The organism is Phocaeicola oris (assembly GCF_021295095.1).
GTDB classification, from domain to species: domain Bacteria; phylum Bacteroidota; class Bacteroidia; order Bacteroidales; family Bacteroidaceae; genus Phocaeicola; species Phocaeicola oris.
In genome coordinates this window covers 1-22,771 of record NZ_JAJLQX010000031.1, presented here as the reverse complement: position 1 = coordinate 22,771, position 22,771 = coordinate 1, and the positions used below count along the sequence as shown (strand labels likewise).

General features: G+C 37.3%; 18 protein-coding genes and 3 pseudogenes. 6 read left to right on the top strand and 15 right to left on the bottom strand.

Annotated elements, in window-relative coordinates; translation table 11 throughout:
- The first annotated feature begins 300 nt into the window (after positions 1-300).
- A complete protein-coding gene (locus tag LO761_RS11815) occupies positions 301-2,415 on the top strand; it encodes a M3 family metallopeptidase (protein ID WP_272818484.1) in 2,115 nt (704 codons plus the stop codon).
- Positions 2,416-2,493: 78 nt separating this feature from the next.
- Here the strand turns inward: LO761_RS11815 and LO761_RS11810 are convergent, their stop codons facing one another.
- Positions 2,494-3,588: a DUF362 domain-containing protein gene (locus tag LO761_RS11810; RefSeq protein ID WP_272818483.1), complete on the bottom strand. Its 1,095-nt coding sequence runs from the start codon at positions 3,586-3,588 to the stop codon at positions 2,494-2,496.
- A gap of 239 nt (positions 3,589-3,827) precedes the next feature.
- Here LO761_RS11810 and LO761_RS11805 point away from each other — a divergent pair, with 239 nt between their 5' ends.
- Together LO761_RS11805 and LO761_RS11800 are read left to right on the top strand one after the other, a co-directional pair.
- Positions 3,828-4,586 carry an SDR family NAD(P)-dependent oxidoreductase gene (locus LO761_RS11805; protein ID WP_272818482.1) on the top strand — a complete coding sequence of 253 codons (759 nt, stop codon included), beginning with the start codon at positions 3,828-3,830 and terminating at the stop codon, positions 4,584-4,586.
- A 275-nt stretch (positions 4,587-4,861) separates the two neighbouring features.
- On the top strand, positions 4,862-5,758 hold the full coding sequence (locus LO761_RS11800) for a PfkB family carbohydrate kinase (protein WP_272818481.1): 897 nt from the start codon (positions 4,862-4,864) through the stop codon (positions 5,756-5,758).
- Between the two features lie 77 nt (positions 5,759-5,835).
- Here LO761_RS11800 and LO761_RS11795 read toward each other — a convergent pair whose 3' ends face one another.
- From LO761_RS11795 to rlmN, 9 genes are read right to left on the bottom strand one after another with little or no spacing between them, the layout of a single operon-like run.
- Entirely contained in the window at positions 5,836-7,050 is a 1,215-nt protein-coding gene (locus LO761_RS11795; protein ID WP_272818480.1) for a sugar MFS transporter, read from the bottom strand.
- 18 nt (positions 7,051-7,068) lie between these two features.
- Complete coding sequence (locus LO761_RS11790; protein WP_272818479.1) at positions 7,069-7,785, bottom strand: HAD family hydrolase; 717 nt, start codon at positions 7,783-7,785, stop codon at positions 7,069-7,071.
- On the bottom strand, positions 7,775-8,842 hold the full coding sequence (locus LO761_RS11785; protein ID WP_272818478.1) for a lysylphosphatidylglycerol synthase transmembrane domain-containing protein: 1,068 nt from the start codon (positions 8,840-8,842) through the stop codon (positions 7,775-7,777). Before LO761_RS11785 ends, LO761_RS11790 begins: the two co-directional genes overlap by 11 nt.
- Positions 8,832-9,788 (bottom strand): CDP-alcohol phosphatidyltransferase family protein, encoded by a 957-nt coding sequence (locus LO761_RS11780; protein WP_272818477.1) that lies wholly within the window; start codon positions 9,786-9,788, stop codon positions 8,832-8,834. Before LO761_RS11780 ends, LO761_RS11785 begins: the two co-directional genes overlap by 11 nt.
- Complete coding sequence (locus tag LO761_RS11775) at positions 9,781-10,638, bottom strand: ATP-grasp domain-containing protein (RefSeq protein ID WP_272818476.1); 858 nt, start codon at positions 10,636-10,638, stop codon at positions 9,781-9,783. Before LO761_RS11775 ends, LO761_RS11780 begins: the two co-directional genes overlap by 8 nt.
- Positions 10,635-11,348 (bottom strand): nucleotidyltransferase family protein, encoded by a 714-nt coding sequence (locus tag LO761_RS11770; RefSeq protein WP_272818475.1) that lies wholly within the window; start codon positions 11,346-11,348, stop codon positions 10,635-10,637. The genes LO761_RS11775 and LO761_RS11770 overlap by 4 nt, the downstream gene beginning before the upstream one ends.
- Before the next feature lies 1 nt (position 11,349).
- The gene (locus LO761_RS11765; protein ID WP_272818474.1) at positions 11,350-12,456 is read right to left on the bottom strand and encodes a PdxA family dehydrogenase; all 1,107 of its coding nucleotides are present in this window, start codon (positions 12,454-12,456) and stop codon (positions 11,350-11,352) included.
- Positions 12,457-12,480: 24 nt separating this feature from the next.
- On the bottom strand, positions 12,481-13,548 hold the full coding sequence (locus tag LO761_RS11760; protein WP_272818473.1) for a DUF4837 family protein: 1,068 nt from the start codon (positions 13,546-13,548) through the stop codon (positions 12,481-12,483).
- A gap of 4 nt (positions 13,549-13,552) precedes the next feature.
- Positions 13,553-14,593 (bottom strand): 23S rRNA (adenine(2503)-C(2))-methyltransferase RlmN, encoded by a 1,041-nt coding sequence (gene rlmN / locus LO761_RS11755; RefSeq protein WP_272818472.1) that lies wholly within the window; start codon positions 14,591-14,593, stop codon positions 13,553-13,555.
- A gap of 703 nt (positions 14,594-15,296) precedes the next feature.
- On the opposite strand from rlmN, the gene LO761_RS11750 reads away from it, so the two are divergent.
- Positions 15,297-16,175 (top strand): 3-keto-disaccharide hydrolase, encoded by an 879-nt coding sequence (locus tag LO761_RS11750; RefSeq protein WP_272818471.1) that lies wholly within the window; start codon positions 15,297-15,299, stop codon positions 16,173-16,175.
- A gap of 96 nt (positions 16,176-16,271) precedes the next feature.
- The gene (locus tag LO761_RS11745) at positions 16,272-17,423 is read left to right on the top strand and encodes an acyltransferase (protein WP_272818470.1); all 1,152 of its coding nucleotides are present in this window, start codon (positions 16,272-16,274) and stop codon (positions 17,421-17,423) included.
- Here LO761_RS11745 and LO761_RS11740 read toward each other — a convergent pair.
- On the bottom strand, positions 17,420-18,694 hold the full coding sequence (locus LO761_RS11740) for an MFS transporter (protein WP_272818469.1): 1,275 nt from the start codon (positions 18,692-18,694) through the stop codon (positions 17,420-17,422). The genes LO761_RS11745 and LO761_RS11740 overlap by 4 nt on opposite strands.
- An 18-nt stretch (positions 18,695-18,712) precedes the next feature.
- Complete coding sequence (locus tag LO761_RS11735; protein WP_272818468.1) at positions 18,713-19,414, bottom strand: SGNH/GDSL hydrolase family protein; 702 nt, start codon at positions 19,412-19,414, stop codon at positions 18,713-18,715.
- A gap of 317 nt (positions 19,415-19,731) precedes the next feature.
- Here LO761_RS11735 and LO761_RS11730 point away from each other — a divergent pair.
- A pseudogene (locus tag LO761_RS11730) lies at positions 19,732-20,024 on the top strand (IS982 family transposase); the annotation flags it as partial.
- Here LO761_RS11730 and LO761_RS11725 read toward each other — a convergent pair.
- The 3 genes and pseudogenes from LO761_RS11725 to LO761_RS11715 form a co-directional block, all read right to left on the bottom strand.
- Positions 20,016-20,400, bottom strand: a pseudogene (locus LO761_RS11725) (maltose acetyltransferase domain-containing protein); the annotation flags it as partial. The pseudogenes LO761_RS11730 and LO761_RS11725 overlap by 9 nt on opposite strands.
- 107 nt (positions 20,401-20,507) lie before the next feature.
- On the bottom strand, positions 20,508-22,055 hold the full coding sequence (locus tag LO761_RS11720; protein ID WP_272818467.1) for a thiol-activated cytolysin family protein: 1,548 nt from the start codon (positions 22,053-22,055) through the stop codon (positions 20,508-20,510).
- A gap of 15 nt (positions 22,056-22,070) precedes the next feature.
- Positions 22,071-22,625, bottom strand: a pseudogene (locus tag LO761_RS11715) (thiol-activated cytolysin family protein); the annotation flags it as partial.
- Positions 22,626-22,771: the final 146 nt, after the last annotated feature.

Here is a 22,771-nt window from a genome sequence, read left to right as displayed (position 1 = left end):
CCAGACTCCTCATACTCGCGAAGAAGCTTTAATTTTTCTTCCTCACTGTAATGTTTGTACTTTTTACGCATAAGTTATACACATTTTTATGGTTATTAAATGTGTCTACTTATATCAGTATAAGTCAGACATTCCAATCTTACTTATATTACTTTACTTTTTCATAAAAATCATATTTATTCTCGTCTAATTGCTTTTAATTACTTATCTTTAACCTCTATCTTAATCAAATAAAGAAAGAATACATGCACTTGATTACCAACGATAAACTGAAACATTTATTTCTAATATAATAATGATATGAAAAAGATTCTACTTTTAGCCGCTACATCGCTGGCACTATGTACAAGTTGTACCGACAAAAAGGAAAAGGCTTCAACTAATCCCATCATGCAGGAATACGATACGCCTTTCCAAATTCCTCCTTTCGAAAAGATAACGGTCAATGACATGAGAGAAGCTTTTATGAAGGGCATTGACGCTCAAAAAGCAGAGATTCAGGCTATTATTGATAATAAGGAAGAACCGAACTTCGAGAATACAATTGTTGCCTTGGACATGAGTGGGAAATTACTGGAAAAAGCAGAATATGTATTCGATCCTTTGTCGAATAGTGACTCCAATGAGGACTTGCAAAAACTGGAAACAGAAGTTACTCCTCTTCTCTCTGCTCTTAATGATAAAATCTATCAGAATCAGAATTTGTTTTCCAAGGTCAAGAAGGTATATGACAATCAGGCTTCTATGAATTTGGACGAAGAACAAACTCGTGTACTGGAACTTATTTATAAGCAGTTTGTCCGCGGTGGAGCTAATTTATCGTCAACCGATAGAGATAAATTAAGCCAACTGAACAATGAAATCTCCATGTTGCAAGTAAAATTCGAACAAAATCTGTTGCACGAAACCAATCAGACTTTCGTAACTGTGGACAAAGCAGAAGAATTGGATGGGTTACCCGAATCAAATATTCAAGCAGCTGCTAAGATGGCTTCAGAAAACGAACAAGAAGGCAAATGGATGTTTAACATGCAACGCCAAAGTTGTAATCCGGTACTCCAATACTGCAAAAACAGGGAGTTACGCAAAAAAGTGTACGAGGCATACTACAACCGTGGAAATCAAGACAATGAATACAATAATAAGGAAATATCAAAACGCCTTATTGAATTAAGATTGGAAAAAGCAAAACTCATGGGATACCCAAACTACGCGGCATTCTCACTTGACAACAAGATGGCAAAGACTCCGGAAAATGTATATAAACTGCTTGATCAGATTTGGGAACCGGCAGTAAAAAAAGCTAAACAAGAACTGAATGACATTCGTGCCGAAATAAAAAAGGAAGGGCAAAACTTTGAACCTGAAGCTTGGGATTTCCGTTATTATCAAGACAAAGCAAAGATAGCAAAGTACTCGGTAGATGAGAACGAAGTGAAAAATTATTTAGAAATTAATAATGTACGCGAAGGCATCTTCTATGTTGCCAATCATCTGTATGGATTGACATTCAAAGACCGTACAAAAGACTTCCCATCATTCAACAATACCGTAAAATCATTTGAAGTGGATGACAAAGACGGTACTCCGTTAGCCATATTTTATGCCGACTATATGCCACGTGCCGGAAAGCGGGCTGGTGCTTGGTGTACCTCTTTCCGAGGACAATCGTATAACGAAAAAGGCGAACGCGTCATTCCTTTAGTAGAAAATGTATGCAGCATGACTTTGCCCAGCGGTGACAAACCTGCGCTACAAACCATCGATAATATCACTACCATGTTCCATGAGTTCGGACACGCATTACATTCTTTCATGCGAAATGTTCATTATAACACCGTTGGTCATGTAGAACGTGATTTTGTGGAAATGCCTTCTCAGTTTAACGAGCATTGGGCATTAGAGCCGGAAGTACTGAACGTCTATGCTAAGCATTATCAGACAGGTGAAATTATTCCTAAAGAATTAGTTGATAAAATTGTAGCCGGTTCAAAATACGGACAAGGATTTGCTACCGTAGAGTATCTGGCAGCATCGTTAGTCGACATGGATATGCATGTACTTACCGAAGTTCCTGCTCACTTTGACGTGATGAAGTTTGAGGAAGAGAAATTAAAAGAGCGTGGCATTCCACATCAAATCTTGCCCCGTTACCGCGTAACCAACTTCTCTCATACTATGGGAGGGGGCTATACAGCAGGTTATTACAGCTATATCTGGGCTGAAGTTTACGAAGCTGACGCTTTTCAGGCTTATAAGGAAGTTAACAACATTTTTGATACCAGCATTGCCAACCGCATGCGCAAGTGCATATTAGAAAAAGGGGGTATTAAAGATGGCATGTCACTCTATCGTGACTTCCGAGGACACGACCCGAAAATTGACGGTCTGCTTGAGAACAGAGGTTTGAAGTAACCCTCAATCACAACATACAAAGAAGGCTGAACGAATCGCTCATTCAGCCTTCTTTATTAAACAATTATTCTTAAGTATTTATTTCTGCTCTTGAACAAACGGCTTCAGTCCTTTGGCTGCTTCAGCAGCAGTAATACGTTTGCCTCCATTATCCAAATCAATGAGCACATAACGATTGTTTCCCATGCCCAGCTCCTTCATGTAAGAAAGCTGACGTAAACCATGACGGCTCTCCATACGTTCAACTAAATCGTGATGTTCTGCCTCTGTCATGGCATAGATAATATCTACACAAGCCTGATCAACAGCCAAAATATCTGTTGAAGAAAGAATTCCCACATTGGGAGTGACAACCGGAGCCGCATGAACTCCCTCACAATCGCACGACACCGACATATTACGCATTACATTGACATAAGTGATGTTCTTTCCAAAGTGATCAATAACAGATTTAGTAGACTCTGTCATCCTTTCCATGAACTCTTCTTCACTGATATCCCATTGATTGGGCTGACCGGGAGTAGTGTGAATCCAAGCTTTCCCCACTCTGCCATCAGCGCAACCGATTCCTATATTTTTATTCGAACCACCAAAACCTCCTTGTGTATGTCCTTTGAAATGCGTCAAAATAACAAAAGAATCATAATTAGGGAGATGACTACCTACAGACATCTTTTTAAACCATTTTCCACCATTTACAGGAAGTGTAAGTGTGTCCTGCTCATCCATAATATCAACAGGGCAGAATGTCCATCCATTCACCTGAAGTGTCTTGCGATGTGCCTCGGTCGTATAACGGTCACCTTTATAATAAGTATTCGTCTCTACAATGTTCGCGTCCTTCAAGTCTTTATTCACCAATGCCTTTACCCATTCACGAGGAATAATGTTCGGCCCGTTTTGTTCTCCGGTATGAAGTTTAATTCCAATCTTTCCCTTGATATTTGCGTTTACCTGTTCGTAGGCCTTTATCAAACCATCTGCATTTAGATTCCGAGTGAAATAAACAACAGACTCTTTACCTTCACGTTGATTGTAAGGTACGTATTTATTGCCACCTGTCCCCGGTTTAGGAGCTTTAAACATACGTCCTTGCGCCATCACTCCTACAGAAGCAATCATGCACAAAAGGACAAACAACATCATCGTTTTCTTTACTATTGATCTTTCCATATTGATTTGTTTAAAAAAGAATCTTTACTCTTCAGCCGTTCGATCTCATAAGTTCCACTTAACAGATGCTCATAACTGATATGGCAAAGTTATTAAAAAAGTTCTAATTGTCAACAAAATAGAAAGTAAAAATATAACTATAAATTTACAAAAAATGTTTCTTTTAAATATTGCATCCTTCAGCATTCTTCAACTCATTTTTTAGTTATCTTTGTCGCGGAAACCAAAAGAATTTTATCATGGAAAAGAAGATTGTAATGGTAACCGGCGCAACCAGCGGAATAGGTAAAGGTTGTGCTCGCAAGTTTGCCGAAAACGGATATAATGTAATTATTACAGCTCGGAACATGCAGCAGTTAAGCGAAGAAGCAAAAGAGTTAGAATCTTATGGGATAAAGGTTTTGACTTTAGCCTTTGACGTGCGTGACCGTAAAGCTGCCAAGAGAGCTGTGGAAAGTATTCCGGAAATGTGGCAAGACATAGATGTACTGATTAACAATGCCGGTTTGGCTCGTGGGCTGGAACCGGAATACGAAGGCAGTTTTGATGACTGGGACCAGATGATAGACACGAATATAAAAGGATTGCTCACTATGACTCGCCTGATTGTCCCGGGAATGGTGAAGCGTAATCACGGACACATTATTAACATAGGGTCGGTTGCCGGTGACGCTGCTTATGCCGGTGGAAACGTATATTGCGGAACAAAAGCCGCGGTAAAAGCTATCACCGACGGACTCCGTATTGATGTAGCACCGACTTCTATCCGCGTTACAAATATTAAACCAGGATTAGTAGAGACCAATTTCTCAAACATCCGATTTCATGGAGACACAGAACGTGCAGCCAACGTGTACAAAGGTATTCAACCTTTAACCGGCAACGATATAGGTGACGTAGCTTATTACGCAGCCAGTGCTCCGGCTCATGTTCAAATAGCTGAAGTATTGGTTCTTGCTACTCATCAAGCAAACGGGACAGTGGTCTATAAATCATAAATGTTATATCTAAAGTGTTTTTATTTTTGTGGAGAAAGATATTCTTTCTTTATGTAGAAACAGCTCGGGAGGTTGGTTGGATTGGCAGTTACGATTTGATAAACTAACACGTTCTTCAACCTTTCCGAATTTACGTTTTATCTTCCTTACACATTCCTTTTTTATCTTCTAAATATCCTATTTTTAGCGTAATACTGTATAAATCTTCCAATATATGGCTGATAAATCAACCTTTTTTTATAATTTTGCCAAATTAAGTTTCAAGGCTACACGATATGAATGACATTTGCTGCATTGGGCATATCACTTTAGATAAAATTATTACGCCCAACAATATAATATATTTACCCGGTGGTACATCATATTATTTCTCTCATGGTATCAGCCATTTAGACGATTATAAGAATTATAAGCTGGTAACTTCATTAGCTGAAACAGAAATGAGTTCAGTAGAGGAAATCCGTAAAAAAGGAATAAAAGTAAAAGTCATTCCAAGCAGCAAGACTGTCTATTTTGAAAATAAATATGGCACTAATCAAGATAACCGGACGCAACGTGTCTTAGCCAAAGCCGACCCTTTTAACGTTGAAGATTTAAAAGATGTAGAAGCTCGCATATACCATTTAGGCAGCTTATTAAGTAACGACTTCTCTTTGGACATCATCAAATATCTTTCCGGAAGAGGTATTCTCAGTCTGGATGTGCAAGGTTATTTACGCGAAGTCCGTGGCGACAAGGTTTATTCTGTCGACTGGCCTGAGAAACTTGAAGCACTAAAATATATCGACATTTTAAAAATAAATGAATTCGAAATGGAATTACTCACCGGATATTCTGATCCTATTGACGCAGCAAAACAAATAGGTGATTGGGGAGTAAAAGAAGTACTGGTAACTTTGGGAAGTCTTGGTTCTATCATCTACGCAGATAAGCACATTTACAAAATACCGGCATATCCTCCCAAGAGAATCATAGACGCAACCGGTTGTGGTGATACCTACGCAACAGGATATCTGTATATGAGAAACAAAGGCGCTTCGTATGAAGAGGCCGGATGCTTCGCCGCTGCTATGGCGTCTATCAGTCAGGAAGTTCATGGTCCATTCTCCGGAACAGAGCAAGATATACTGCACATGGTCAAGTGCAGCAATCTTCGTCCTGAGAAATTATAAAATCAATCTCTCAGAAATAACCCTATAAACATACATCTACCCAATAATTTGATCATTTTATAGAGAAAAGCATAAAATTACACTTCCATTCTTTTCTTCATAGCATTCTGTTTCAAGGCATACAGAAGTACGACAACAAATCCGATAAACGGAACAATAAACGCAAATGAATTAGTAGTAAGCTCCGATACATATCCCATTAAAAGGAATCCGCATCCTCCTATAGGGGTCATCATCAGCAAAGAAGAAGCACTTTTTGTAAGATTTCCCAAATTAGTCAAAGCTAAAGAGAATATGGTAGGAAACATAATTGCTTCGAATAAGTAATTGCCAATCAATGCAACCATGGATACTTTTCCTATATTACATATAACAATGCCAATGCAAACTACACTTCCGATTCCACAAATCAACAACATTCTGGCAGCCGAAATAGATCGCATAATCCAACTACCCACAAAACGTCCGACCATAAAGAATGCTAAAGCGACAGTCAAAACAATAGATGCAGTATTATCATTCATCCATCCCTGTCCTGTAACAAAGTTTATAAAGTAACTATTAATAGAAATCTCTCCAATTTCATAGCATAACAAAGCAAATAAACCAAATACAAACATAGGATGATAGCGGAATAGTTTTCTGATTCGGGCCCCCTTTGCTCGATCAACATCTGTTTCCTTATGCTTTATCTCCGGTAAATTAATGCGAGAAAAAATAACAGCAATACACAAAACGACCACTCCAAGAATAGTATAAGGCACTACAATATGACTATCTTCCGGCGTTTCATCAAATAAAAACTGTCCGACGACAAAAGTAGCGCATAAGCTACCAAGCCCATTAAAAGATTGGGAGAAGTTCAATCGGCTGGAAGCTGTTTCCGAATCACCCAACTCGGTAGAATAAGGATTAGCAGAAGTCTCAAGAAAAACTAATCCACAACCTATCACAAACAAAGGAAGAAGAAAAGCATAAAAAGTTCCACTTCGCGAACTGGGAATAAAAGCTAACGCTCCCACTGCAAACAAAATCAACCCCATTACAACTCCCTGCCGATATCCTCTACGATTGATAAACCAACCGGCAGGAATAGCCATTAGAAAATATCCAAGATAAGTGGTTACCTGAATAAGTGCTGATTGTGTTATAGATATATCCAAGATGTTCTGAAAATGCTTATTTAGAACATCGAGTATAGCACGGGCAAATCCCCAAAGGAAAAACAAAGAAGTGACCAAAATAAATGGCACTATGTATTCTTTATTTACAAAATCATGTTTCTTCGCCATAATCAAAACATTTAATCGTTATACAAATTTCAGTAATTGAACTAAACTCGTTATGATTGCATCCGGCAAAGACTCATCCACTTCTTCTTTTCCCCATCCTTCGCCTTTCAACCAAATAGCTTTACAACCAACTTTCTTTGCAGGTACTATATCTTTTGAAAAAGAATCGCCAACAACAACAACCTCATTCGCACTAAATCCCATGGCATTAACACCTAAATGATAAATAGCCGGATCAGGCTTACGAACACCAACAATCGAAGATTCAACTACAGATGAGAAAAAAGTATTCAATTCAAAATCATTGAGAATAGTTTGAATATTACCATAAAAATTAGACACGAGAACCAACTTATATCGACGAGAAAGTTCCTCTACTACCGGTCTTGTTATCTTTAATACATCTAATACATACTGATAACTACTTTCCGCAACCTGCTTTGCATACTGCCAAAGCAAAGTTTCGTCCATAGGCAATCTGTTCTGTGATGCCAGATATTCAACTTGCAATTTTGTCTTATATATCAAAACTTGATAAAAATCATCATTTGGACTGACATACGGATACCTTGCCAGCGAACGTTCTCCAAAGATATAAGCCTCGCGGAAACTATCTTCATCTATCGGTATATTATACTTTTGATACAAACTCCATAACACTTTAGCCCAATGTCGGCTATTCGTATCTATAGTACCACCATAATCAAAAATAATACCTTTAATATTAGTCAACACCTTTCTTTTCCTCCTTCTGTATAGTAGTCAAACCTCCACCTATCAATTTATTAGCTTCCTTTTTATTCTTTGTAACACCGGTACCAACTTTCATCAATGCTACACCAATGATAATCCAAATCAATTCTCTCACTCGTGAAATTAAACCGGTATACACACCGTATGCACCTGGTATTGCCAACTGTGCAACCGCAATAGCAAAACCTCCTTCACGGGCACCCAATTGCATAGGAGAGAAGAAGAAAATATTGGCAAACAAAGAAGTAAAAGCCATAATCAAGATACATGATGGAAAACTAACATTCGTAGTCAAAATATTCAATATGAAATATACTTCTACACAAGTCATTACTCTTGCCAGAAGCTCCAATCCCAAAGAAGAATAAAATGTTGCTTTACGTTGCTTATGCAACTCTGCAATTTGTAAATCAATCTTCTTTAATGTTTCCTTTTTTTCTATAGAAAAACGTCTCGCCCAATTCTTTGCAAAAGGAACACATCCTAAAAAACGAATGGTTTTTACTGCCATTCCCTTACTGTATCCACGGAGGAATAAATATATAAGAAATAATAAAACAAAACCAGTAATAGCAAATATCGCTCCCAACATTGCATTTACAGGATACAATACGATATATAAGAATATGGAAGCAAACCAAAAACAGATATGCGAAAAAATATGCATCATCACATAAAGTATAACAGAAGAAGTCGCTTTACTCGCCCCCACATAAGGTGTGAGTTCCATCACTCTATAAGGTTCTCCTCCCATTAATCCTCCGGGAGTAGCATAATTCAGCGCAAAACCCGTTACTGTCAGTTTATACACTTTTAAATATGATATTGGCGATTTCTCCCCATCACGAATAATATTATACCATGACAATGCATTCACCATATAAATAAATACCCACAACAAAAGAATTGCAGGAAACCAATATCCGGCTCTCTTCAAATTATGCCATACTTCTTTATAATCCATATCAAACGAAAGAAGCATAATAATAATAGCGGCAATACCAAATAACAGAAATATGTTACGATACTTATTCTTCACTTTCAATCAATTTTTCATAGAACTTTAACGACATCACTTCATGACGATGCTTCATATAAAGGAACAACAATGTCATCACTACAATCTCAAATACAGGGTATATCCATGGTTGACTCAATAATAAACTAACATAAAGAGCAATAGCCCGTGTATTAAATGTCAGTATATTTGCATACTTCATCAACGGTAAACTTTGGAAACGAAATTCATTCCGTAAGTTCTGGGGTATATCATCGCCATATCTCTGGCGAGTTATAGCATAGAACCTTTGAAAGTTAGGAGTCATCTTCTCCTGAGAATGCGTATAGTTTCCATAGAAATAAAGAAATATCTTCCACCAGAAATTTCCTTTCCACGGCAGACTATAAAACAACTCTCTTTGCTGCTTAAAATTATCCAACTCGCTTCCATTCTTTCCCTTTAAAAAATACAAATGGATATTTCTATAATAGTCAGCTAATGTAGACTGTTTACTATGACAAAGAGTTCCTGCAAAAATAACTAAAATCCAAATAAAGATTCCCCAATGTCTTCCATTAGCAATATTAAACGGCATAGATTGATCCATTAAACGCAATGCTATTGCAACATATATAGTAAAAAACCAGATATCACCGGCAAATCCATCCAGAATTCTTCCTACACGAGTCTTCTTTCCTGTTAAACGGGCTAATTGACCATCACAGCTATCATAATGATTTGCCCAAATCAAAAGAAAAATTCCTATTATATTATATTTTAAATCTGTGGAATAAAACAATATCCCTGCCATTACTCCCAATATAATAGAAAAAACAGTTACTACATTTGGATGCACACCCAACTTTTTAAAAAGCATCGCCCAAACATATCCAATCGGCCTGTTAAAATATATATCGAGCCACTCCTCGGTATCTTGCGACTTCAGGGTAGATTCTATTCCTGCCTTATTCAATACCTCATCCATAATTAAATTTCTTTTTGACTAAACCACTTATACAATCTGCAATGGCAACTCCTGCTTTATCACAGCAATGTGAAAAGCTCGGCCAATCATTAAAATCTATTATCTTAAAAGAGCCGTCAGCTGCCACCACACAATCTCCTCCATAAATGGGAACATTCAATATACGAGCAGCCTCATCACTCCAATACCTCAATTCTTTCACATCAAACTCATACCCGATTGGTTCTCCGTTTATTACTTCTAAACCAAACTTACTATGAGTTACCGGTGTTGAACGATACCAATCAAAGAAATCAGTATTCTGAACACCATAAAACTTTACCAAATCACCTATTAAATGTTCACTGACAACCACTGTCTTTATTCCTCTTCGTTGAAAATCCTCCAATATTCTGTTTGCATCCTCACTGGATGAGACAAAGCTGACATCATTCTTCTTTACTGCTTGAGAATCTCCTCGTTTAAACCAACAAGGATAAAAATTTTCATTAAAAGGAACATTAGTAGCAATAATAAAACTTTTAGGATAAGGAACTCCACCTTTCTGGAAAAGTTCCGTTAGTTGTTGGCGACCACAACTTTTAATTCCATAACCTGAATTGATAACCATTACTCCGCCATCTTCCAACTTGCAAAGACTATCAAGTGTCTGTGCATCACGAGCCATGTTATAGATTACATCAGCGGTTAAGTTCCTTTTTACAAACTCTTCTTCCGAATAAACAGCAACAGTCCACCCTTTTTCTCTAAGTTTCTCTGTCACCTGATTGAATATAGCAGCATCTTTATCAACCATATTCGGCGAATATTTATTAGCACGACTTACACCTATAACTTTCAACTCTTTCATTCCTTACCCTGTTCGTTTAAAAAAGCTTCCGCTTTTATTAAATCTTCTACATGATCAACATCCAATATCTTACTAAACGGATATGCTTTCAGCCGCAGACCATCAGCAACCAGTTGTCTTTGAAAATTACGCATACGCGACATTCCTTTGTCTATACACCATTGGAGAATTTCAATCGCAACAGGCTTCAAACAATAGATACCTCCGGAAATATATCTGGAATCAGATTGAACAGAATCAAAAAAACCTGTCACATTTAATGCTTCATCTGTTCCAACATAAAGAGGTTTTTCATCATCTATATAATCTGTAACAGCCATCAAACCATCCACGTCAGAATGCATAAACTTATCAATATAAATCTTGAACTCCCGCTCTTTAAATACAGTATCAACTGTTGTCAAACAGAACTTATCATCACAAAGGAACTTACTCAGTTCATAAAAACTGTGCATGGAACTTGGAGTTGATTTAATAACCAACTGAATAGGAATTCGTGATTTTTTTTGTACTTCAAGCAAATGAGCCTTCGTCAATGGTTGCTCATTATTAATAATAATAACTATCTCCGTAGCACCACAGTCAATGAATATTTTAATCAGTCGATCGATCATTGAAACTCCGTTCAACTCCACCAGTGGCTTTGGCAAACCTACTCCCTCCTGTTGTAATCTTGAACCTTCACCTGCAGAAATAATAGCAAATTTCATTTTATAATGTGTCTTCTGTATCGTCCGTACTATCTAATTTCAATTTATAACTATCATCTCGTTTGTCAAAATACTGTTTCTTCAAAGGATTTGCATGGATTTCTTCCTCATTATTTCGGTAACGATATATATCCAATGCCAAATAAATTGCATTACGCAAAGCATCTTCGTCTGCTTTTCCTTGGCCTGCTATATCATAAGCAACGCCATGTACTGTAGATGTATAAACTATGGGCAATCCACCTATATATTTTACACCTTCTTCTGCCGTCAATGACTTAAATGCAGCAAGACCCTGATCATGATACATAGCCAGAATACCATCAAAATGAGTATAATTGCCGGAACCCATCAATCCGTCCACAGAATAAGGGCCAAAGCATAAAATACCTTCTGACGTAGCTTCTTGCATAGCCGGAATAATAATCTCCTGTTCTTCCTTTCCTAACAAACCCTTCAGCCCTGCGTGAGGATTTAAAGAAAAAACAGCAATACGAGGTTTATCCAACCCAAAATCATCAACTAATGCGTGATGAAATATCTCAATTTTCTCCTTCAATATTTGCTCTGTCAGCGAAGAAGCAACATCTCCAAAAGCGATATATCCGGTTGCTAAAGCTACTCTGAAATCATCTTTAACAAAGATATTTAACGCTTTTTGCTCCTCTCCCAACGCTTGAGCAATATAATCTGACTGTTCAACATAGTGATATTCGCCAAGTTGCATTGTTGTGTTATCAACAGGAGCTGTCACAAGCACATCAATCAATCCGTTACGATAATCTTTGATTGCTTTTCGAAGAGCATCCAATGATGCTTGACCGGCCTCATTAGACGGACGTCCTATCTCCACTTTCAATTCATCATCAACACACGGAAGAATATTTAATCGTCCATCTTCTGCTTCCGTCGCATTATTGATAATACTGAAATTAGTATCAATATTAAGTGCTTTTCGATGATAGGTAGCTACTTTTGGAGATCCATACACGATAGGTGTACAAAATTCAAACATGACTGGATCATTGAAAGTTTTTAAAATGATTTCATACCCGATACCATTAATATCTCCATGGGTGATACCCACCCTTATCTTGTTATCTTCCATTTTTATATCTTTTTTATACTGTAATCAAAATTTCTTTTGCAATGCCACAGTATCAATTTCCTCTTCTTGTATATCTCCTGGCGCCTCAATTACAATCTCAGGAAGTTCTTGTTCTTGAGGTAGTTTTAATGTATATAGTGCAGCTTCCATCAAACGCATATAATTCCGTTTTAATTTATCCGGAGAATAAACAAACCCTTCTACCACAACTACACGTCCGTTCACCTCATCAACAACAGCGTGAGAGACGAACGGTCCCCCCATAATATCATTTTTCACGTCCCAAAGTCCACGAACATCTTGAGCATACTTACCTCGAATAGATATATTCTTAGAACTGACATGAGCCGAATCGGTCTCCATATACATACCATCACGTTCACCCGGAATATTGACTTGCATCACAGAATCACGTTTGTGAATAAAATAATCTAAAGTAAAGGTTCTCTTATCTTTATAAGGATAGGTATACATTACAAAATTTAAGTCCGCGTTTACACGATTAGTCGATATCCACAAGAAATTCTTTCCCTTTTTATGGCTCTGTAAATCGGTAGGAATCCAAATGTCGCATCCAAAAATACTATCAACCAATTGAGAAGCAACTATATTATGTTTCTTCTTCAACTCCTTAATTTGTCTGTTCATTTCTACTTTCGTAAAAAAATCAACCACCTGCTGACCATACTGTTGAAGATATTGAGCAGCGTCTTCTTCACTTGGTCCTTGAATAGTCATGATCATCTGTGGGGAAGCATAAACATCGCGTGTATATTTCAACTTGGTCTGTGTATAAATTGGAGCGATATCTGTAATAATAATATTACGGAAAATTTTAAATGTCTGATTGAAATGTTTCGGATCAACCTTTGTAATTCTAAAAGAACGCTCCGACTGAGGTAATCCCGGCACGTCAGAGTCTAAAGCCGTAAACAGTGCTTGCCCGATTGGACGGTCCCACATGGTGTTACTCATGACAATCAATACCTCGTAAGGCCGGCCACTTGAAGTCGGAGTAAATATAGTCTTGTCACCACAACTCGATAAGACAAATATCAAACAACAGGCTAAAAAAGTAATAACGTTTCTCATAAATCTATGTTTTTATTTTTTTTTGTTTTTCTGCTGTAGATAGCATTCCACAAGCAGCAAATATATCTTCACCTCGCGAGGCACGAATAGTTGCAAAAACTCCATGTTGCGTCAAATAATCCCGAAAAGCAATCATCGTTTCCATACTTGCTCCTTCAAGTGGAACATTGGGAATTGCATGGAAACGAATCAGGTTTACACGACACTCCATACCTTTTAGTAAACGAACTAATTCTTTGGCATAGGATGGTGAATCGTTTAAATTCTTAAACACAATATATTCAAACGAAAGTCGACGCTGGTGAGAGAAATCATAATTACGCAACTTCTCTAATAAATCAAGAATACTATATGCCTTCTCTGCCGGCATCAATTCCTCCCGCTGATCGGGAAACGGATTGTGCAAACTAATTGCCAAATGACACTCGCTTTCCTGTAAGAATCGTTCCAATCCTTTCCTTACTCCGACAGAAGAAACAGTGATTCGCTTCGGACTCCATTGATAACCGTAGTCGGCCGTCAATATCTCCGTAGCTTTCAGCACATTATCTATGTTATCCATAGGTTCTCCCATCCCCATGAAAACTACATTTGTCAATGAATCCCGTTCCGGAACAGAATAAATCTGATTAAGAATCTGATTAGTTGTCAAATTTTCCGTAAAGCCCTGCTTGCCTGTCATACAAAACAAACAATTCATCTTGCAACCTACCTGCGATGAAACACAAAGTGTAGCCCGCTCTTCTTCAGGAATATAAACAGTCTCAACAAAATTTCCATCACCTGTCCGAAACAAATACTTAACCGTCCCATCTACAGAACGCTGTGCATTAACAGGATCCGAAGCTCCTACTTCATTATGCTGTTTTAGCAACTCTCTATTCTTTAAAGAAATATTAGTCATCTCATCAATGGATTTCACTTTCGTGCTATAAATCCATGAAGCTATCTGCTTAGCAGTAAACCGAGGCATGCCAAGTTGCGATGTTATCGCCTGAAGTTCGTATAATGTACAACCTAATAAAGACTTCTTCTGAGCGTCCATTCGTTCGTGTATATTTAGCTTTCAAAGTTAAATAAAAATATTGATAAATAAGATATCTATTTAAATAAATAAGAGGCAAGCCATTAAATATGACTCATATTGTCATGTATAAAAAATTTTACTGAAGAAATAAGAGAATGCATCCTCCTGTTTTAATGTATTTTATGACTCATCAATTAACGTAAGCCCATCGAACTTAAGAATGCTGAAAGAGATATATACGAGTTGTTGCAATCATCAGAAGATTTTGCGCAGTCATGCATATAAGTTAGCAAAGTCATGCGGATGAGTTGATCAATTGATGCGGATGAGTTGATCGTTTCATGCGGATGAGTTAGGCGATTCATACGTATGAGTTGATCGGTTTATCCGCGTCACTTTTTTTCGGTCTCTTTATAATAATTTAGGCGTAATGGAGTAATAAGAGGTGTAGCCGTCAATGCCACAGATTCATTATCAAAAAAAGCAATAATTTGCTAATGAAAATAGAATGTTCATAATGAAGTTATAACAATTTTCATTTCTCTAATTGAGATAAATTGTGCAGCTTTGTACTCAATTATAGAATCTGCGCATGTTATCTTTTAGCAATCTTTAATGTTAATAAAACTTTAAACTATCATTGAATCCATACAATCAAATAAAAAAAATAGTAACTTCGTACGATTTTATAAGAGAATTTTATTCTTTAATTATTATAGATATGAAAAAGCAAATGTTAACGTTGATGGGATGCATGGCTATTGCAGCAGCATTTACATCATGTGGTGGCAAAAAACAACAGCAAGCCGCAGAAGAAGCTGCACCTACTGCTCCAACTACAATTGATTTAGCTGTATCTACTCAACCGGTTGGTGAAGAGAACAAGACAATTACTCTTCCTGTTGACTCTGAAGGTGTAATCACCATCTTTGATGGTTCATCTACTGAAGGTTGGCGTGGCTATGGCAAGGATTCTATCCCTGCTCGTTGGATTGTTGAAGACGGTGCCTTGAAAATCAATGGTTCCGGTACAGGTGAAGGTCAGTCATTAGAAGGTGGCGATTTGATTTTCGCTCATAAGTTTAAGAATTTCGAATTGACACTTGAATGGAAAGTTGACAAAGGTTCTAACTCAGGTATCTTCTATTTAGCTCAAGAAGTTCCGGTTAAAGATAAACCGGGGCAGTTCCAGCCTATTTACATCTCTGCTCCTGAATATCAGGTATTGGATAATGTAAACCACCCGGATGCTAAGTTAGGCAAGGATGGTAATCGTCAGTCTGCTTCTTTGTATGATATGATACCGGCTGATCCACAAAACTCTAAACCTTTTGGAGAATGGAACGAGACTAAAATCTTAGTATACGAAGGAACTATTGTTCACTATCAGAATGGTGAAAAAGTTCTCGAATATCATCTCTGGACTCCAAAATGGACAGAAATGTTACAGGCTTCTAAGTTCAGTGAGAAAGCTTGGCCGGAAGCATTTGCATTGTTGAACAATTGCGGTGGTGACAACCATGAAGGTTTCATTGGCTTGCAAGATCATGGTGACAATGTTTGGTTCCGTAACATTAAAGTTAAAGTCTTAGATAAATAATTCCCCCCCCGACATTAGTTCGGCATTTATAATAGCAGCATATTGATAACGAATTAATATGCTGCTATCTTTTTTAAATTTCTTGAATCCACATAAATGACTTCCACAATCAATCAACCAAGCCGAGTAGTTTGGCTGGACGTTGTCCGGTTCTTCGCCATGTTTCTTCTTATCTGCTGTCACAGTGCCGATCCTTTTAATTTTTATGGTGGCAATGATACATCAAACATTAATCAGATTAATTTCTGGGGACAGATTTACGGTTCATTTTTCCGTCCATGTGTTCCACTTTTTGCTATGCTGACCGGCGCTTTATTACTCCCTGTAAAAGATGAAGCAAGTTTTTTTTATAAAAAAAGAATTACCCGCGTACTGTGGCCATTTCTTATCTGGTCGTTCATTTATTGTATCACACCTTATATATTCGGTTTATTCGGATTGGACGGAAATACTTTAATCCAATACTATCCTTCTGCCGATGTTTTCAAATTGACTCTTGGAGATGCTGCAATACGCATATCGAACATCCCTTTCAACTTTTCCTCGTTCGACATTCACATGTGGTACATCTATTTACTAATTGGTTTATACCTGTATATACCTATCTTTTCTGCCTGGGTAGAGAAAGCCTCACAAAAAGCAAAGCTTTATTTCCTCCTCGCATGGGGTGTAACGCTTTTTCTTCCTTATTACTACAATTATGTAAATGAATATCTTTGGGGAACATGTTCTTGGAATGCATACGGCATGTTATATTACTTCGCCGGATTTAATGGTTATCTGCTTTTAGGGCACTATATTCGTCATTACATCAATTGGTCATTACAGAAAACTTTAATTATTGGCATTCCAATGTTCATTGTCGGGTATCTTATTACCTATTTCGGATTCAGCTATATGGCAAATCTTGATGGGCATACAGAAGATCAGTTGGAATTATTCTTCACATTTAATTCTATCAATGTAGTTTTAGAGACTATCCCAATATTCCTTATCGCTAAGAAGATAACTATCAAATCTAAGAAGATTATCAATCTACTGGCCAACCTAACATTATGCGGATTCGGAATTTACATGATACACGAACTGATAGTTGGCCCGATAATCACATTGATGAGAGCATTGAATATTCCTATCTACATTCAGATTCCTTGCGGAGCACTTTGTACATTCGCCGTATGCTGGATTATCATTGCCTTTATACATAAAGTGATGAGCAAGAAAGCAGCCCGAGTCTTCGTTGGCTAATTCTTTTTACAGAATAATTGTTTTAAACAGACCGTCTTATTATTTATCAACGGATTTGCCCACAAGCCTATCACGGTGATATATGCTAAAGTGAAGAATATAAACATCATTCCTGTACGAAGTGATGTAAGATCGGCAATCTTCGAAATAAAAAGCGGACCGATAGCTCCACCAACTAAAGCGCTACACAAAATACCGGCAAAAGCACCGTGATGTTGTGATACCGTATTCAAAGCTAAGGAGAAAACGATGGAATACATCATGGAAATGGTAAAGCCCATGAAAGGAAAAGCCCAACGAGATATACCGGCAATACTAAATAATGCTACACCAAACAATATAATTGATACGATACCGGAAAGAAACAACAGTTTCCGACTATCAACTAACTTAAGTAATATCATGCCAAAGATACAGCCTATCATCATCAGTCCCCAGAACAGACTCACACAACCGGCTCCTAAAGTTGTGTGATCGAATCCGTGATATTGTTCCAAGAACTCACTCATATAAATAGATATTCCCTGTTCCGAACAAACATAACAGAATATGCCGAGGAAAAACAGCCAAACGTATCTTTGTTTCATTAGCACTTTATACGATGAAGCGGTAGTAACGCCATCATTCGCTGCTGTTTCCAATTTTGGAAAACGAATAAAGAGAACCAGCAAAATCATGATAAACAGAATAATGGTAAACAACCAATAAAGAGCAACCCACGGTAATGCTGTGGGAGTCAGCTTTGCAAATCCATCAATGATAAGATTATTCCCCGGAATATATGCACTTGGCGAAAGAGCATGCATCAGATACATATAAGCCAACGGACCTAAAGCGGATGCAATGCCAAAAATAAACTGGGCAACTTCGGCAACAAAAGCGTAATTCTCTTCACCCCCCACAGCTCTCTGCAACGGGTTCAGCACCGTTTGAAGCATAGCCATGCCAATTCCTATTATGAAAGAAGAAAACAACAGCATAGTATATATAGGATGCAATGAAAAAGACAAAGTTCCTATAAACGACAATATAAAGCCTATTAACAGCACCCCTTTTTCACCATATTTATCAACTAATATGCCTGAAGGAATGGACATAACAGCATAAGCAACAAAGAAAGAAGTTGGAATGAATCCGGCTAATGTTAAATCTTTCAGGTGAAAGTTATCAATAATATCCGGAATGATAGCACCTAAAATGTTAGATATAAAAGCAATAGCAAACCAGAACATCATAATGACGCCCAACATTCCAATTCTCTTCGCTGTCATTTTAATTCCTCCCTGCCATTACTTTATTTCTTTTTCAATAGCTTTCTGTATCATCTCCTCCATTATCAGATACCCCTCAAGTGTCGGGTGTACCCCATCTTTCGTATATTCGGCATTCATAGAGCGACCATCCTTAGAAATCATATTTTTATAATAATCCACATACCGGAGTTTCTTATCTTTCGCATATTGCTTGATTCGAGAATTTAACTTAATAATCTTCTCCGGAGCATCGGTAATAGATTTTCTCCATCCGAACTGAGCGGCAGGTAAAACTGAAGTCAGAATTACTTTAATATTATGAACCTGAGCCAATTCTACCATTGACATCAGATTATTCATGGTAATATCTTCATTATAAGGACCGGAATTCTCAGCTACATCATTCGTTCCCACGTTAATAATCACCAAATCAGGATTCAAATCAATGACATCTTCACGGAATCGGAGCAAAAAATTATACGAAGTCTGCCCGCTGATACCTCGACCGATATAATTGTTCTGAGTAAAGAACTCGCCGTGATACGACACCCAATTCTCAGTAATAGAGTTACCGAGAAATACGACACGCGAACCTTGAACAGGTTCTTCTGATAGAATTTTTTCATTACCGGCAGCATATTTCTTAAAATTTGCTGCATCGACCAAGTTCTGAGCCATCAACTGCCCTGTCATAAAAAAGACAGAGAACAACAATGTCATCACAAAATGCTTTTTCATAGAGTTATTATTAAATAGTTTTCAAAAATAAATAATTCAACTTTTTAAAGTGTCACATGCAATCATCGCTATGCATGCGGAAAACAAAGATACAGAAATTGTCTTTATGCCAAATATATTTTGCGAAGTATTTGATGCCATGATGAAAAAAATCCACATTAAAACATCGTAACGGGGAATCACTTTTAAAGATTATTATTCGTTACCCCCGGTTCGGAATAAGAAATTGAGGAGAAAGTCAGTTTAAAAGTAGGTAATTATAGTTTTATTTTATTCCTATATAATTGACTTACAATAAGTTACAAAACGAACAAGCTATGATTACAAGAGACAAAGTTACAGGGATTTTCTTTATTATTGATGAGTTTATGATACATCTTAACGAGACAAACGCAGAAAAACTGCTTTTGTCCTCCGAAAACCGCCCCCACCGCAGACGTGCGTCTGCTCTTTCTGACAGCGAGATTATGACGATCATGCTTGTGTTCCACTTTGGTTCATTCCGCAATTTCAAGCATTACTATCTGTTTTTTATCAAAGGTACACGCACGCGGATTTTCCCGACGCGGTATCTTACAACCGCTTCGTTGAACTGGAGAGCAGGGTATTCTGTAGGATATAGCCTTTTACGTAGTTTTACAGGGTGGGGGGCAGTGTAAATCTTCACATCGGACCGATAAGGACATTGCTGCTGATAAGTATGCGGTTGCAGTCAATAAACGTACAGCATGCGTTGATGCTGACATTGTTGCCGATATGGATATTACAACCGTAGTCACAGGCGAATGGAGTGGCAACAGATACATTCACGCCAACACTACCTAACATTATTTTAAGATTGCACAGCGTTCAACCTGCTCATCATAAAGCAGCGCATTATAGCGTAAAAGCAGCCGATTCGTCTTTTCTTTCAGCTTCAGAAAGACTTCGTCATGACAGTAGTCATACCACTCCCCTGCCAAACACTTTTCAAGCTCTGTTTTCATCGTTTGTAAAATCTCTTCTGAAGGTTATTATCTCTTCCAATTTCTTTCTCTGTCTAAACTTTGCCGGAGGATTATTTATGTGTCCAGCAAGGAGCACCAACTTCAAATTATTGCCACTTCTTTGGCTCATTTATAGCAGGGAGAATTTTGTAAAAACCACCTTCACTAAGACTATATCTGAAAGTGTTTTGTTCATTTCGAGTTCTTCTTGGGTTATTATGCGTCCAAACAAATTCTGTGAGCAACAAATCATGTTTTAATTGTAATTCAGTCCCACGACTATTATTACTCTTGACAAATTCTTCTACTATTGTATCATCCTTTTCCATTCTTGGTATTCGAGCCTTCAAATAATGTCTGCTATGTTCTACAATATTAAAAGAAATGTATCTTGGAGCAACTGTCGGAATCTTAGCGGTTCTATCAGCATAAAAGGCAAGATGTACATCGCCAATTATCTTTTCTCTTTGTAAAGATCTCCCCGCATAAGAGTCATTTTTTAGATTCCGATATTCAATTCTTGCATATACAGGATCGCTATCAATATCAATTTTAAATTTAACTTTATAAGGTGAATGATCCGACAAGTACGCAAAACTGCAAAATATAGGTTTACCAGGTGTCTCTGCAGAAAAATGCCCTCCTTCACTTATAAATTTAATAAAATCGTCAAATCCGGTAAGGGTCTTTACACCACTGTCACCATTTCCTCCCCCTACATATACTTTCATTCTGGCCTCATCAAAAAAGCTCTTTTCTTCAACTGTCAGAAATTCTTTTTTGTTATATAAAAAGCCATTAACGGCTTTCTTTACAATGGACTCCGCATTCTCGTATATTTCATCGGTTTCAAGAGTTAATATGCCGACCCTTCCATAAGCTATGGAGCTCACATAGACAGGAGAGTATTGGGCATTGATACTACCTTCAATAAAACTCTTCTCAGGAATATCCATATCAATCGTAAAATATTTCTGAACAAACCTTATATATAAGCCACTACTTTTACTAATTCGTTCCTTATGTTCTTGTTGGGAAGATGACGACCCCCAAAATAAAAAACTCGTATTGGCATTTGATCCAAAAATCATTTTCAGCTCATCATAAGATGTAAAACGGTGTATATCAAAGTGTACGGAAGCTGATTGTTGACCTATACCTTTCTGATGCATCAAATCCATTACCAACTGCCTACATGAAGACAAAGAGGGCTTTTCAAGTACACCTGTAACTTTTTGGGCAGGGAAAGATACAGAGACATTTATAGGCTTATAGTGTACACTGATTGTTTTATAATCCTGATTGGCAACGCTTGCCCCATCCAAGATAGAGCCAGGATAAATATATCGATTCAGATTATCCAAAACTATCGACTCATCTGCCTGTGCATGAATTGTTTTACCAACCCCATTATCCCATAATGTCTCAGAAATGATTTCTGAAGCTCTTGTATGGATATGCGAAGGAGAAGATAAAACCTTATCTCCTATATCAGGAATATAGTTATGCACATTTATATTCACCACTTGTTCTGGATACTTAGGTAGATTTTGAAAAGAACAGCAATCTGATTGCTGTTCTTTTTTGTCAAATTCTTGTTCACATGAAATTAATCCTATAGCAAATAAAAACAGAGTATATCTTAAGATTCTCATGGTTCTAAGTTATTGTTAATTTTCTAAATGGATTCTAAATTTGGAGTAAAAAGGAGAGTTATCAGACAAATAACTGGCAGTATAGAATATGGCATCTCCCGGCAAATCTTTAGAAAATCGTCCTCCTTGAATTATAAAATCTTGAAACTCATTCCACCCCTTCGCAGTTTTAACAGTGCCTTCACCTTCTCCATTATACACCATGACGTTCACCTCTGCTTCTTTAAGAATCTTTTCTTGTTCAAGATTAAAAGATAATTTCCCATTTACAACTTTAGCTTGTAAAGCAGCTTGTAATGCAATTCTTACTTTATCATAACTTTCAGAAGATTCTATCAAAATTAAAGCCATTCTTCCATAAGTAATGGAACTGATATAAATAGGATCATACTTACCGACATATTTCATATCATCATGATTCAAAAGAATATTTCCATCAGCAGGAAGGTCCATGTCAACAGTGTAATTCCGTTGTACTATTTTTGCAAACAATCCGGTTTTCTTTCTTATTTTTCCCTTATCAAGGCTGACATCAATATTAAGGAGCCCGCCTATGTTGACATTTGCTCCAAAAGCAAGTTTTAACTCTTATGGGGCACAAAACGAAGCGTATATAACGATAAGTTCACTTAACCCCTTTGTTTTTAACACTTTCAGCCCAATTTTATAAGTTTACATTTTGGGGCAAAAAGTTTACATAGGTTTAATTTTGGTTT

Bases quoted from the DNA above. Each gene is read 5' to 3' on its own strand.
- LO761_RS11815 (WP_272818484.1), top strand. From the start codon at position 301: ATGAAAAAGATTCTACTTTTAGCCGCTACATCGCTGGCACTATGTACA.
- LO761_RS11810 (WP_272818483.1), bottom strand. From the start codon at position 3,588: ATGGAAAGATCAATAGTAAAGAAAACGATGATGTTGTTTGTCCTTTTG.
- LO761_RS11805 (WP_272818482.1), top strand. From the start codon at position 3,828: ATGGAAAAGAAGATTGTAATGGTAACCGGCGCAACCAGCGGAATAGGT.
- LO761_RS11800 (WP_272818481.1), top strand. From the start codon at position 4,862: ATGAATGACATTTGCTGCATTGGGCATATCACTTTAGATAAAATTATT.
- LO761_RS11795 (WP_272818480.1), bottom strand. From the start codon at position 7,050: ATGGCGAAGAAACATGATTTTGTAAATAAAGAATACATAGTGCCATTT.
- LO761_RS11780 (WP_272818477.1), bottom strand. From the start codon at position 9,788: ATGGATGAGGTATTGAATAAGGCAGGAATAGAATCTACCCTGAAGTCG.
- LO761_RS11775 (WP_272818476.1), bottom strand. From the start codon at position 10,638: ATGAAAGAGTTGAAAGTTATAGGTGTAAGTCGTGCTAATAAATATTCG.
- LO761_RS11770 (WP_272818475.1), bottom strand. From the start codon at position 11,348: ATGAAATTTGCTATTATTTCTGCAGGTGAAGGTTCAAGATTACAACAG.
- LO761_RS11765 (WP_272818474.1), bottom strand. From the start codon at position 12,456: ATGGAAGATAACAAGATAAGGGTGGGTATCACCCATGGAGATATTAAT.
- LO761_RS11760 (WP_272818473.1), bottom strand. From the start codon at position 13,548: ATGAGAAACGTTATTACTTTTTTAGCCTGTTGTTTGATATTTGTCTTA.
- rlmN (WP_272818472.1), bottom strand. From the start codon at position 14,593: ATGGACGCTCAGAAGAAGTCTTTATTAGGTTGTACATTATACGAACTT.
- LO761_RS11750 (WP_272818471.1), top strand. From the start codon at position 15,297: ATGAAAAAGCAAATGTTAACGTTGATGGGATGCATGGCTATTGCAGCA.
- LO761_RS11745 (WP_272818470.1), top strand. From the start codon at position 16,272: ATGACTTCCACAATCAATCAACCAAGCCGAGTAGTTTGGCTGGACGTT.
- LO761_RS11740 (WP_272818469.1), bottom strand. From the start codon at position 18,694: ATGACAGCGAAGAGAATTGGAATGTTGGGCGTCATTATGATGTTCTGG.
- LO761_RS11735 (WP_272818468.1), bottom strand. From the start codon at position 19,414: ATGAAAAAGCATTTTGTGATGACATTGTTGTTCTCTGTCTTTTTTATG.
- LO761_RS11720 (WP_272818467.1), bottom strand. From the start codon at position 22,055: ATGAGAATCTTAAGATATACTCTGTTTTTATTTGCTATAGGATTAATT.